The following is an 11,650-nucleotide window of genomic DNA, read 5'->3' on the forward strand; positions in this document are numbered from 1 at the left end:
ATGCCCGCTTCCCTCCCGGAGGGCCGGGTGGGAGCAAGAGCAAGAGCAGAGACATTGAGGCCGCGCGGACACCGGCGCGGCAAGGCAGGACGGACATTTTACTCGTGCAGCGCTGGGAGGAATCCCAGGCGCGCGGCCTCATCCCTACTTCAGCAACCCTTCATAAAGGAAGACGCCATAGGCCGCTGTTAACGCCCAGCCCATCAGGCGCGGAAGACGGCCCAACAAAGCGATCAGCACAAAATGCAGGACGGCGGAGGCCAGCAGAATAATCAAGCCGGTCTCGAAGAAAGCCGGCGTTTGAATCGGACGGTAGAGGGCATAGATTCCGATGCACAGCGGGATGCAGATGTGGCCATCGCCGACTTGCGAAGTGTACACCACCTCGGGGTTGCCCCGCCAGCCATAGTAAAAAGCCAGGAGCCCGTTGGGCAACACCATCAGCCAACCGCTGAGCCAGCCCAGGTGCCGCGCGCTGATGAAGCCGGTATGGATATTTGAAATCCAGTCCACCAACCAATCGGTGCTGACGTAAATGGCGTAAGCCCCGATTGCCAGCAGGACCAGGTCCACCGGCAGTCTCCAGGTGAAGGATTTGTTTTGCTGAACATTGCTCTTGAGGACATCGAAGACATGGAAACATTGCCAGAACAGGAAAAGTCCTATCAAAACCAGGCCGTCATCGAAGTCGATGTGTCCGTGCCGCGCCATGGCCCAGACCGCCCCGGTAAAGAACAGCACGGCCGCCAGCGTCAGCAGGAGGGATAGGCGGTTAATTTTGCGAATTTGCTGTTGAGCCTTGTTTTTCTTTTTCTTCGATTCTTTTTTCTGGGGAGCGGGCATGAGGTTCATGCCCCAGATGATCGTCGGCACACCGATCAGCAAGGTTAGATTGGTCACGTTGTTGACCAGGCAATTCGTCAGGACTTCCGGGCCTGAACCGGCTTTGGCAGCCAGCAGAAAGGCGAAAATCAAATTGCCCAACCCCGAGCAATACGGCATCACCAGGGTCCCCAGAACCGTTCCTTCAAAGCCGCTGGCATTCATGGCTTCCAGGCGCCAGATCATCAGGACCGAGCCGGCCAGGAAGAGCAGCAGGAAACACCACGGCGCCCAGACGCCGGTTGCTTCGAGTGATTTGATCAGCGAGTCCAATCCAGTTTCGCCAGAACGGCTTCGGCGGGCAGTCCGTAACACTTCACAACCTTATGGCTCGAGGTATGGCCGCGCAGCAGTTCAATGCGGTTGCGCGGGCAATCCAAGGCCTCAGCCAGCAGCTTGATGAGCGCCTGGTTGGCCGCCGCATCCACCGGCGGCGCCGTCACGTGGACGCGCAGTTCCGCCCCCTGCGGCTCTCCAATCCGATTGGCCGCGGCCCGAGGTTGCAGTTTGATAGACAAGAGGATGCCATCGGTTTGAACCCGAAGAAAGCTGGGCACAGTCATTCTGTTGAAAGGATTCTTGCTGCAAAATGTTTGCTCGCCGAGCGCCGTGTTGGGGCCTAACCTACAGCCTCAGCAGAACATGAGCAATTCAAACCGGCTGGCTATCTGGATTCTTTGTGGACTTTTCTTTAGCGCCTGCGCCTCGCATTCCGCAAGTCCTCCTGCCCAGCCGGCTATAGCCGGCCCGGAACCATCCCAAACCGGCGCTGCGGCTCCCAACCCCGCGCCTGCGCCGCCGGCGAAGGACGAGTTAAAGGAGGCCGCAGCCAAACCTGCCGCGCCATTCGAGGGTGAGGGCTGGCACTCGATGTTCGACGGCGAGACCCTGACCGGGTGGCGCCAGACCGCCTTCGCCGGACGTGGCGAGGTCGAATGCCGGTCGGGCTTAATTGTTTTGAACATGGGCGACCCGTTTACGGGAATCAATTGGACCAATTCATTTCCCAAAATGAACTACGAAATCGCCCTGGATGCCATGCGCACGATGGGCGCTGACTTTTTTTGCGGCCTGACCGTTCCGGTAGGGGATTCCTTTTGCAGCCTAATCGTCGGGGGTTGGGGAGGGTCGCTGTTGGGCATATCGAGCCTCGACGGCATGGATGCCTCCGAAAACGACACCACCAAATTCGTTAACTTCGAATCCAAGCGCTGGTACCGCATTCGCCTGCGCGTTACTCAAGGCCGCATCGAGGGCTGGGTTGATGACAAGAAACTCATTGATGTGGGCACAACCGGCAAAAGAATCGACCTGCGCCCCGGCGATATCGAGATGTCAATGCCGATGGGCATTGCCTCCTGGCAGACCTCGTCGGCCTTGCGTGAGATCAAATGCCGAACCGTCGCCGGCCCCGCCGACCCGCCGAAAAAGGAGTTTTGATGGGGACACCGCAGATAACGCAGATTCAGAAAGGGGAGTCCCTCCGAGAGACCACGGACAGGGAAAAAATGGATTTTGAAGTCTGATTTTAGATTTTCGATTAGGGGAGGAATTGCATGGGGGCGATGAAACCGAAGGACTTGTCGGACAGTTATAAGTTCTCCTCGTTGAAGTTCTTCCGCACCGTAAAACCCGAGTAATCGGTTGTCCTTCCACAATCGAAAATCTAAAATCAAGATTCAAAAATCCACTGCAATTCGTATTATGCGGCAGGTGGTCGTAGTTCCACCGCTGCGCTCGCCCGAGGCCAGATGACCAGCAGGGCGCTGGCGAAATCCGCCGGAGAGCGGGCCATCCAGGTTGTGACCTCGCGCGGGCTGAACCAATCGCCCCGCTCGATTTCTTCGGGGTGCAGGGTGAAAGGACCTTCGGCCTCGCAGCGGTAAACCCAGACGTGCTCCTGGTCTGTCTGGGGTGAGGCAGCCATTTTAAACAAGGGCAGCGGAGGGGCGCTGAGAGAGAGCCCGAGTTCCTCGCGCAACTCGCGCACGGCGCAGGCGTCATATGTCTCGCCGGTATCCACGTGGCCCGAGGCCGAGGAATCCCAAAGCCCAGGCTGGCGGTCTTTTGTGAGCGAACGCTTTTGGAGGAAGACCTGGCCCTTGGAATTGAAGACCAGGACATGAATAGCCCGATGCATCAATCCCAGGCGATGGACTTCGCTCCGGGGCCGCTGCCCTACAACCTCGTCGCGCTCGTTGACCACGTCAAAGATTTCCTCAGCCATGGGATCAGCCTGTGGGGAGGCATTTGGTGAGTCGAACAAAATGTTCAACGCTTAAGGTTTCCGCCCGAGCTTGCGGCGAGATGCCAGTCTCGGTAAAGGCCCTGTCGAGCTCGGCGTCGGGCCATTCTGTTTTCAGCCGCTTGAGCATCATCTTGCGTCTTTGCGAGAAGCTGCGCTTAACAATCCTGGCAAAGAGGGCACGTTGCGCAGGGCTGAGCTGGAACTCGCTGCGTCGATGCAGGGAGACGCAGGCCGAATCAACCTCCGGCTCAGGGAAAAAGCAACTGGTGGGGATTTTGAACCAGTGAAGGGGCTGGTACTCGAGTTGGACCAGGAGAGTCAAAACGCCGTAGTCTTTCTGGCCGGGCTGTGCCATCAAGCGCCTGGCCACTTCCAGTTGCAGCGTCACGACCATTCGTTGCGGCCCGCGCTCGCTTTGGGCCAGCTCGACCAGGATTGGTGAAGCCACCGAATAGGGGAGGTTAGCCACAAGCTTCCACTCGCTCCAATCGCGCCGCTCGCGTCGCAGGAACTCCAGCGCGTCATCATGAATCAAATGGAAGACCGCCGCTCTCCCTCCCATCAGACCGGAACACCCAGTCGCATCCGGCGGAACAGCTCCCTGCCCTGAGCCGGTTGGGTTTGGCGGCGGAGCAGAATCTTCAGGCAGGTTGAACCGTTGCCGCAAAAACTCAATCAGGCGCGCGTCCTTTTCGATCGCCAAAACCTCGCCGCTTTTGGCCACAAGCAGCTCCGTTAAAGGGCCGAGTCCGGGACCGATCTCCAAAACTCGATCCGTTGGCCTCAATTCGGCCGCTGCTATAATCCGCTGGAGCTGATTGGCATCGTGCAGGAGATTTTGGCCCAGAGATTTGGTGAGCTGAATATTGGTTTCTGAGAGGACCTGTCGGATTTGAGAAAGCTTCATTTGGTATCTCGGAAGTTGGCAGTCACATGAGATCGCTTGGATTGGCCAGGACATCCGTCAGAGCGGTCAAAGCGGCATCGAGTTGTTGTTCCGAGATGATGAGCGGAGGCGTAAAGCTGAGCACGTTGGCATGCTCGCCCTCGGGGAGCAAAATGAAACCGCGCTCGAGCATCGCTTTGAGCGCACTCAATGCGGGCCCGGTCGCAGGACGCCCATCGGGATGGGCCAATTCCAAGCCGGCCAGCAAGCCGAGTCCGCGAGCGGCGAAATGCATTTCTGACGAGGGGGACTTAATCGCCGAGAGCCGCGAGAGCAATACCTTGCCCAACCTGGCCGCGCGCGTTGCCAGGCGGCGCTGCTGGATTTCCTGAATCTGCGCCAGCGCCATCGCGCAGCCGACGGGATGGCCCAGAAAGGTGCTGGTGTGGATGGCCTCGCCGCTCGATGCCGGCCACGCGGCATCCATCAAATCGGCGCGCCCGACACAAGCCGAAAGCGGGAAGCCGCCGGTCAGGGCCTTGCCGAGGCAGACCAGGTCCGGAATCGCGCCGGTATGTTCGCAAGCAAACCACTTCCCCGTCCGGCCAAACCCAGTGTAAATCTCATCCAGGATCAGCAGCGCTCGATGCCTGTCACAAAGCCGCCGCAGCATCGGGAGAAATTCCGGCGGCGGAATATTCACCCCGCCACGGACCTGGACGGGTTCGACCAGGAACGCGCCGATTTGATTGCGGCGGAATAATTGTTCGATCTGTGATTCGATAGCGTCGAAGCCGGGATTGGCATCCTGCGCGCGGGGAAAAGGAACAAAGAAACCGAACTCACGGAGCTGGGTCTTGAAGGGGGAGCGAAAATGCTCGCGATGCGTGGCATTCAAGGCGCCATAACCCAACCCATGATAGGCGCCCGTGAAGGCGATTACGCCGGGCTTGCCGGTCGCCAGCAACGCCGTCTTGAGGGCAGCCTCGACGGCTTCAAAACCCGAGTTGCAGAAAATGGTCTTGCCTGAAGTGGCTCCGGGCGCGGCTGATGGTGTGCCGGGGGTAGCTTCGTTCTTAGCTCTTCCCGCTGTCCTGCGCGCGGGATCCTGCGACCACCGCTCGAACGTGATGCGGCTCAACTCGCGGGCGAGCCGGGCTTTGAGGGCATGGGGATGCGCATCTCCCATTGCGTGCAACAGTTTACCCATCTGCGCGCGCCCGGCTTTAACCACCCGCGGGTTCGCGTGCCCGGCGGCGGCCACTCCGAAGGCCGCGGTCAAATCCAGATACTTCCTGCCGCGGGCGTCCCAAACGTGCGCGCCCTTGGCCCGCTCCCAAACAATCGGCCAGGAACCGTCGGACTCGATGAACGTGATGTTGCGCGATTCATAAGCCCGAAGCAGGTCCAGCACCATTTTGGCTTTTCGAGTCATGTTTAGACCCCACGTTGGGCAGGAGGCCAAATGACCTTATGCAGTTGCGCTTGGAACCGTACCGGCAGCGCATCGGCAATGATTCGTTCCGCCAGGTCTTGCCGCGAAATCAGTGTTTGGCCGGCTGGGACTCCTTTCAAAGACTTCTCTTTCTGTTCCGCTGACAGCGGATGCACCCACGAAATGAGCAGCGGGCAAATGGAATCGAGCTTGTGCGCCGCAATTTTCTCTTTCGCCCACTCATAATCCTCGACCGTGCCGATCACGAATTTGATTTCGTCGGTGTTTTGGAGGTGGCGCAGGTTCTCAAAGCGGTTTCGCGCCGACTCACCGCTGCTGGGGCATTTCAAATCCATGATGCGGCGCACCCGTTTATCCACTGGGGCAATGTCATGCGCCCCGCTGGTTTCGAGCAGGACGACGAAGCCCTCGTCGCAGAGACCGCTCATTAGCGGCAGCGAGTTTTTCTGGAGGAGCGGTTCACCCCCCGTAAGTTCGACCAGGGGCAGCGGGACCACCGCTAAACCGCCGGCCGGCTCCCGAGCGCCCGCTTTAGAGCGCAACGGCTGGGCTACCCGGCGAACCTCCGCGAGGATTTGTGTCACGGCCATCTTCCGCCCTTCCTTGAAGGCGTAGGCCGTGTCGCAATACGAGCAGCGCAGGTCGCACGCGGTGAGCCGTATGAAAATGCACGGCAAACCCGCGAAGGTGCTTTCCCCCTGCAAGCTCAGGTAAATCTCATTGACGATCAATGTGTCTGCCACTGGAAGAAGTGTAAGGGAGAGAAAGGGGTTTTTGAATTTTGATTTTTGATTTTGGGCCTGGAATGCGCAACAATGGCCGTGAGTTCAAATCGCAGGTTGCGCCCTTATTTTTGAAACCGAAATCAAAAAAGCTATCATGCCCAACACCATGGAAATCTACGACCATCCGACCTTCCGGATGGCCTGCCAGCAATTCGATTTGGTTGCCGACCATCTGCAAATCCCCGAATCGGAGCGTGGGCGGCTGAAGTTTCCCAAGCGGGCGATGGTGGTGGCCCTGCCGATTCATCGCGACGATGGCCGCACCGAGGTGTTTGCCGGTTACCGGGTGCAGCATCATCTGACGCTCGGGCCGACCAAAGGCGGGTTGCGTTACCATCCGGACGTGAGGTTGGGGGAGGTGGCGGCGCTGGCGATGTGGATGAGCTGGAAGTGCGCCTTAACCGGGCTGCCCTACGGCGGCGCCAAGGGCGGCATTGCCTGCGACCCGGGCAAAATGTCCAAAGACGAACTCGAGCGTTTAACGCGGCGTTATACGCAGGAGATGATCCCGTTTATTGGGCCGCAGGTGGATGTGATGGCGCCAGACCTGGGCACCAACGAGCAAGTGATGGCCTGGATAATGGACACGTATTCCATGCACATGGGCGCCACCATGCCGAGCATTGTGACGGGCAAACCAGTCGGATTGGGTGGGTCGCTGGGCCGGCGCGAGGCCACCGGGCGCGGGGTAGGCTATCTCGTCAACCGCGCGGCTGACACCATTGGATTGGATGTCGGCAAAGCCACCGCTGCCGTGCAGGGCTTTGGCAATGTGGGTTCGGTGGCCGCTCTTTCACTGGCGCGTTACGGCGTCAAAGTTATCGCTGTGACCGACGCTTTCGGCGGCGCCTTTAACTCGAATGGCTTGAACCTGTGGGAGCTTGAAAAGCATGTGGCCAAAACCCGGACGGTCGCCGGCTTTCCGGAGGCTGAGCCGATAACGAGCGAACAATTGCTGGTGCTGCGATGCGATATCCTGGTGCCGGCGGCGCTCGAACGGCAAATCACCGAGGCCAACGCAGGTAAAATCCAATGCCGTATATTGGCCGAAGCCGCCAATGGACCCACCACGCCCGAGGCCGATCAAATCCTTCAGAAACGCGACGAAATCTTTCTTATCCCGGATGTCTTGTGCAACGCGGGCGGCGTCATCGTGTCGTATTTCGAATGGGTCCAGGATTTGCAAAGCTTTTTCTGGGGTGAAACGGAGGTGGTGGACAAATTATTCCGTATTCTGGAGACCTCCTACTCCCAAATCGTGGCTCTGAGCCGCAAACAAAAGCTGTCCATGCGCCTGGCCGCCCTGAGCCTGGGGATCAAACGCGTCCAGGAAGCCAAGAGGATGCGAGGGTTGTTCCCTTAAACAACGCGCGCGGGATGGTTAAAATGAAAGGACACCCTAAAGCGGCAGAGGACTGCCGCAGTCCAAAACGCTGGCGCGCTCCCGCAGGAGGATTGTTTTCAATACTCCTGCTCGCGGCACTCCTGGTAACTGCCTGCGATAAAAACCAACCGGCGAGTTTGGCGCAGCCGGGAGCCTTACAGACCACCAACCGCCAAACATTCGAGGCGCGTGGAGTCGTTCTGGCAGTCAAACCGCTCGACAAGCAGGTCGAGATCAAACACGAAGCCATTCCCGGCTATATGCAGGCCATGACGATGCCCTTCGATGTAAAGGACACAAACTTGCTGGCCGAGCTCGAGCCGGGCGAGAGGATTTCATTCCGGCTGGTCGTGACAAAGTCGGAAGGCTGGATTGACCAAATCCGCAAGCTAGCGCCGCCCAATGCCAATGCCTTGCCCCCAGCGGCCTCAATTCGCAGGGCGCGGGATGTTGAGCCGCTGGGAATCGGTGATGTGCTGCCCGAATGCCATTTCACCAACCAGTTCGGCCAATCGTTCAGCACGCGGCAATTCGACGGCCAGGCGCTGGCTATCACGTTTCTTTTTACGCGCTGCCCATTCCCGAACTTTTGTCCTCGCATGGCAACCGATTTCAGCGAGGTGCAGCAGAAACTTCTCGCACTGCAAAATGGGCCAACCAATTGGCATCTGTTGACGATTTCGTTCGACCCCGCTTATGATACACCGCAAGTGCTCAGGCGTTATGCCCAGGCCTTTAAGTTTGATCCCGCCCGCTGGACATTCGCAACGGGCGGCCTTATGGACATCACCGCCATCACGGAGCAATTCGGGATGGCCTTCTGGCACGATGAGACCGGCAGCATCAGCCATAACCTGCGCACCGCCGTAATTGACTCGAAAGGGCGCGTGCAGAAAATTCTCAACGGCAACACCTGGACTGCCGATGAACTGGTGGACGAAATGATAAAAGCTTCCGGGAAGTGAGTCGCCGCCAATGGGCCAAGGCCCAAATAGCGTCCCCGCCGGCGAGTTCACCGAGCGTCTCGCCCGGTCTTTAGACAGCATGGCGCCGCCCAACCCGCGGCCTCGCAGCCACGCGCTACTTTGTCATGCGCCCCGTCGCCGCATCCAACCTGACAGCGCTTCCCTGTCCGAGGGCCGATTCGTGGCAGGCCTGCATCACCGCCTGCGTCTTCAACGCCATCTCCGGCCAAAGGTCGTTAAGACGCCCAGACTGAACTTGTTCGGTGAAATGCCGAAACAGATTGCTTTCCTGCGCCGTTGGGTCGCTATGACTTGCTTCTTTAACCGTCCATTGCCGGATGTGCGGCTGCACATCGAAATCGCAGCCGCGCGCCTGGTGGATCGGGTTTCCGGTTTCAAACCCTAATTCGGTTCCGGAGAAAGGCAGGACAAAGTCCGGCACACTGAGGTGTCCATGTTCGCCGCTGATAATGGCCCACTGCTCGATTTCGGTAAGAAAGGAACAATAAAGCCCGCTGGTGACCCCGCCATCAAAAGACAGCTCGGCTGAAAATTCGGTTGGCACAGGCGGCTGGCTGGCCTGGTGCTTGAGCTCCGAAAGGCAGTGGCCGGTCACGCGTTCGGGGAGTTTCCAGTTCATGGCCCAGAGCGCAAAGCGGATGCAGTACCAGCCGAGGTCGCCCAGGCAGCCGTAGGGCTCCAGGTCGCTTCGCGCACGAATATTGGATTCAAAAAAACCTTCCGAACCCCGAAAGCTGAACGCCGAGGTAATCCGCCGGATGGGCCCGATGGTCTTGCCGTCTTCGAGCAGTTCGCGGATGCGTTCCAGGCGGCGGCTGTGCATGAACATCACGCCGTCCATGAATTGCACTCGGTTTCGCCGGCAAATTTCGAGCATCCCTCTCAACTCCGCTACATTGGCTGCGCAAGGCTTTTCGCAGACGACATGTTTGCCAGCCTCAGCCGCTCTTTTGATCCAATCCGCGCGAATGCCAGTCGGGAGCGGGACATAAACAGCGTCGATATCGCTGGAGGCCAGCAACTCCTCGTAACGGCCCAGCGCGCGTGGAGGCGGATTGAATGGGGCGCACGCCTGGCATTCCTGGATGAACTCCTGGCTGCGCCGAGGATCACGGCTGGCCACAGCCGCCACGCGGCCATTTTGCGAGTTCCAGATCGCTTTCCAGTTCTTTCGGGCAATGTTGGCTGTGCCCATAATGCCCCAGCGCAGCAATGGTCTATCCATAGTAAGCCTGACGCCGAATCAAGCAGCTTTGGCTATTCAGAGCAAGAACGGCGATTCTGCGGTTTAAAAAGTTTGCTTTAGCCGACGTTTTGGGCCGCTCACAATAACTTGACACCACACCCCGACTGATTAGGTTCCAGCCCGTAGCATCGGCGCAAATACATTTTCCTGCGCTGCTTGTTGGATCGGCGACCTCCGTTCAGAACGCTGCTGAAACTGCTGACATGAATCTTACCCGCTGTGACCAGTCCTATTCCGCTCAGATCCTTGACATATTCAATGAGACCATTCTCAACTCGACCTCGATATACGATTATAAATCGCGAACGCCGGAGTTCATGGGAACGTGGTTCGAGACCAAGCGGAAAGGGAATTACCCGGTCATCGGCGCCGTCGGTCAGGCGGGTGAGTTGATGGGATTTGCCACCTACGGCAGCTTCCGCGCCTGGCCGGGGTACAAATATTCAGTCGAACACTCGGTCTATGTCGCGGCCGGTTTTCGTGGACAGGGCATTGGGAAACGTTTGCTGCAGGAGCTGATTTCAGCGGCTCGGTCGCAGGATTACCACGTGCTCATCGGCGGGATTGATTCGCAAAACACGGTGAGCATCCAACTCCACGAGAAACTCGGATTTCAGCACGCCGGGACCATACGCCAGGCCGGATACAAATTTGGCCGCTGGCTGGATCTGGCCTTTTACCAACTGATTCTGGACACCCCCGCTCACCCCGTCAGCGCGTAAAATTGATATTGAGCTTATTTTCTGTGGCAGTTGATAATGGCAAGAATACGGGGCGATTCTTCAAAACCTTGTGGAGTCGACCTTTTTTCATTTTTGCGCTCGGCATAATTTACGGAATATACAAAAGCGATGTGTACCGGTGTCTATCTGCTGATGAAATCTCGACCTAACGCACCTTGGATAACCGCGATGATCGCGCTGGCAGTCGGACTTGTGTTACCGTGCTCGGCACGCGATGAGAACATTCCAGTAAAACTCCTTCAGGAGGATTTCCAGATCATGCGGCACGCGCTGGAGGAAGCGCATGGGGGAATTTACCGATACACCGGCAAAGCAGAAATGGATCGCACGTTTGATCGCGCTTATCAAAAAATTGATCACCCAATGACCGCCCTTGAATTTTGGCGATTGGCGGCCCCTGTGGTTGCAAACATCAAATGTGGCCATACTTATCTTTTCTTTCCAAAAGCTGTGCAAACTCAGATGGTAACAACTCTTCCTCTTTTTCCGATGGTAACCAGGATAGTCGATGATCGGCTTTATGGTTATCAAGATTTAGCGAATGCTGGGAGCCCGCTCGAAGGAGCCGAACTTCTCTCGATCAACGGCGTACCAGCGAGGAAGCTCCTGAATAACTTCCGAACAGTTTCCTATACCGGCGATGGTAACACGGCCACGGCGAAAGATTACCGCATTACTCACTACGGCGATTTCAGATTTTACCTTTACGGTTTCGGTATCGAAAGCCCCTTTCAGGTGGAGTATCGGGACAAGGGGGGAAAGCGACACAGCAAGATGTTGGCCGGAATGCAGCAATCCGCAGTAAACAAGGCTTGGGACGCGCGAAATTCCGGATTGGCCACCGCTCCGAATGCTGATTTCAAATTTGACGGAGACAGAATTGCCGTTATGACAATTCACTGGCATCCCACAAGCGACAAAATTCGAGCGTGAACCTTCGGTTTTCCGAAGGATCTGAAGAACCTACTGCGGGTCGACTTTAAGAATTTCAGCTCATTTTCCGCAACGGTAGAGATTGCGTTGGCTGGGTGCGT

Annotated in this window: 12 protein-coding genes; 5 read left to right on the forward strand and 7 right to left on the reverse strand. The window is 57.7% G+C overall.

What is annotated here, in order from left to right; translation table 11 throughout:
- Nucleotides 1-144: 144 nt before the first annotated feature.
- Both VG146_20900 and VG146_20905 read right to left on the reverse strand, forming a co-directional pair.
- A complete protein-coding gene (locus VG146_20900; protein HEV2394817.1) occupies nt 145-1,155 on the reverse strand; it encodes a sodium:calcium symporter in 1,011 nt (336 codons plus the stop codon).
- Nucleotides 1,143-1,445, reverse strand: coding sequence for a DUF167 domain-containing protein (locus tag VG146_20905; GenBank protein HEV2394818.1), 303 nt, complete (start codon nt 1,443-1,445; stop codon nt 1,143-1,145). Before VG146_20905 ends, VG146_20900 begins: the two co-directional genes overlap by 13 nt.
- Before the next feature lie 79 nt (nt 1,446-1,524).
- Here VG146_20905 and VG146_20910 point away from each other — a divergent pair, with 79 nt between their 5' ends.
- Nucleotides 1,525-2,322: a DUF1080 domain-containing protein gene (locus VG146_20910; GenBank protein ID HEV2394819.1), complete on the forward strand. Its 798-nt coding sequence runs from the start codon at nt 1,525-1,527 to the stop codon at nt 2,320-2,322.
- Between the two features lie 262 nt (nt 2,323-2,584).
- Here VG146_20910 and VG146_20915 read toward each other — a convergent pair whose 3' ends face one another.
- The 4 genes from VG146_20915 to VG146_20930 are packed head-to-tail and all read right to left on the reverse strand — an operon-like array spanning nt 2,585 to nt 6,215.
- On the reverse strand, nt 2,585-3,109 hold the full coding sequence (locus VG146_20915) for an NUDIX domain-containing protein (protein HEV2394820.1): 525 nt from the start codon (nt 3,107-3,109) through the stop codon (nt 2,585-2,587).
- Between the two features lie 4 nt (nt 3,110-3,113).
- Complete coding sequence (locus tag VG146_20920; GenBank protein HEV2394821.1) at nt 3,114-4,037, reverse strand: rRNA adenine dimethyltransferase family protein; 924 nt, start codon at nt 4,035-4,037, stop codon at nt 3,114-3,116.
- 22 nt (nt 4,038-4,059) lie between these two features.
- Entirely contained in the window at nt 4,060-5,451 is a 1,392-nt protein-coding gene (locus VG146_20925) for an aspartate aminotransferase family protein (protein ID HEV2394822.1), read from the reverse strand.
- Between the two features lie 2 nt (nt 5,452-5,453).
- Nucleotides 5,454-6,215 carry a 7-carboxy-7-deazaguanine synthase gene (locus tag VG146_20930; protein ID HEV2394823.1) on the reverse strand — a complete coding sequence of 254 codons (762 nt, stop codon included), beginning with the start codon at nt 6,213-6,215 and terminating at the stop codon, nt 5,454-5,456.
- A 148-nt stretch (nt 6,216-6,363) separates the two neighbouring features.
- Between VG146_20930 and VG146_20935 the strand changes: the two genes are divergently transcribed.
- The gene (locus tag VG146_20935) at nt 6,364-7,620 is read left to right on the forward strand and encodes a Glu/Leu/Phe/Val dehydrogenase (protein ID HEV2394824.1); all 1,257 of its coding nucleotides are present in this window, start codon (nt 6,364-6,366) and stop codon (nt 7,618-7,620) included.
- A 23-nt stretch (nt 7,621-7,643) separates the two neighbouring features.
- Nucleotides 7,644-8,606, forward strand: coding sequence for an SCO family protein (locus VG146_20940; GenBank protein HEV2394825.1), 963 nt, complete (start codon nt 7,644-7,646; stop codon nt 8,604-8,606).
- Between the two features lie 115 nt (nt 8,607-8,721).
- On the opposite strand, the gene VG146_20945 is transcribed toward VG146_20940, so the two are convergent.
- Complete coding sequence (locus tag VG146_20945) at nt 8,722-9,852, reverse strand: Gfo/Idh/MocA family oxidoreductase (protein HEV2394826.1); 1,131 nt, start codon at nt 9,850-9,852, stop codon at nt 8,722-8,724.
- 224 nt (nt 9,853-10,076) lie between these two features.
- On the opposite strand from VG146_20945, the gene VG146_20950 reads away from it, so the two are divergent.
- Nucleotides 10,077-10,595 (forward strand): GNAT family N-acetyltransferase, encoded by a 519-nt coding sequence (locus tag VG146_20950; protein ID HEV2394827.1) that lies wholly within the window; start codon nt 10,077-10,079, stop codon nt 10,593-10,595.
- Between the two features lie 129 nt (nt 10,596-10,724).
- The gene (locus VG146_20955) at nt 10,725-11,549 is read left to right on the forward strand and encodes a hypothetical protein (protein ID HEV2394828.1); all 825 of its coding nucleotides are present in this window, start codon (nt 10,725-10,727) and stop codon (nt 11,547-11,549) included.
- The last annotated feature ends 101 nt before the right edge of the window (nt 11,550-11,650 follow it).

The sequence above is a fragment of the Verrucomicrobiia bacterium genome, assembly GCA_035946615.1.
In the GTDB taxonomy this organism is placed as follows: domain Bacteria; phylum Verrucomicrobiota; class Verrucomicrobiia; order Limisphaerales; family UBA8199; genus DASYZB01.

Coding starts and splice junctions, on each gene's coding strand:
- VG146_20905 (HEV2394818.1), bottom strand. CDS start 1,445: ATGACTGTGCCCAGCTTTCTTCGGGTTCAAACCGATGGCATCCTCTTG.
- VG146_20910 (HEV2394819.1), top strand. CDS start 1,525: ATGAGCAATTCAAACCGGCTGGCTATCTGGATTCTTTGTGGACTTTTC.
- VG146_20915 (HEV2394820.1), bottom strand. CDS start 3,109: ATGGCTGAGGAAATCTTTGACGTGGTCAACGAGCGCGACGAGGTTGTA.
- VG146_20920 (HEV2394821.1), bottom strand. CDS start 4,037: ATGAAGCTTTCTCAAATCCGACAGGTCCTCTCAGAAACCAATATTCAG.
- VG146_20925 (HEV2394822.1), bottom strand. CDS start 5,451: ATGACTCGAAAAGCCAAAATGGTGCTGGACCTGCTTCGGGCTTATGAA.
- VG146_20935 (HEV2394824.1), top strand. CDS start 6,364: ATGGAAATCTACGACCATCCGACCTTCCGGATGGCCTGCCAGCAATTC.
- VG146_20940 (HEV2394825.1), top strand. CDS start 7,644: ATGAAAGGACACCCTAAAGCGGCAGAGGACTGCCGCAGTCCAAAACGC.
- VG146_20945 (HEV2394826.1), bottom strand. CDS start 9,852: ATGGATAGACCATTGCTGCGCTGGGGCATTATGGGCACAGCCAACATT.
- VG146_20950 (HEV2394827.1), top strand. CDS start 10,077: ATGAATCTTACCCGCTGTGACCAGTCCTATTCCGCTCAGATCCTTGAC.
- VG146_20955 (HEV2394828.1), top strand. CDS start 10,725: ATGTGTACCGGTGTCTATCTGCTGATGAAATCTCGACCTAACGCACCT.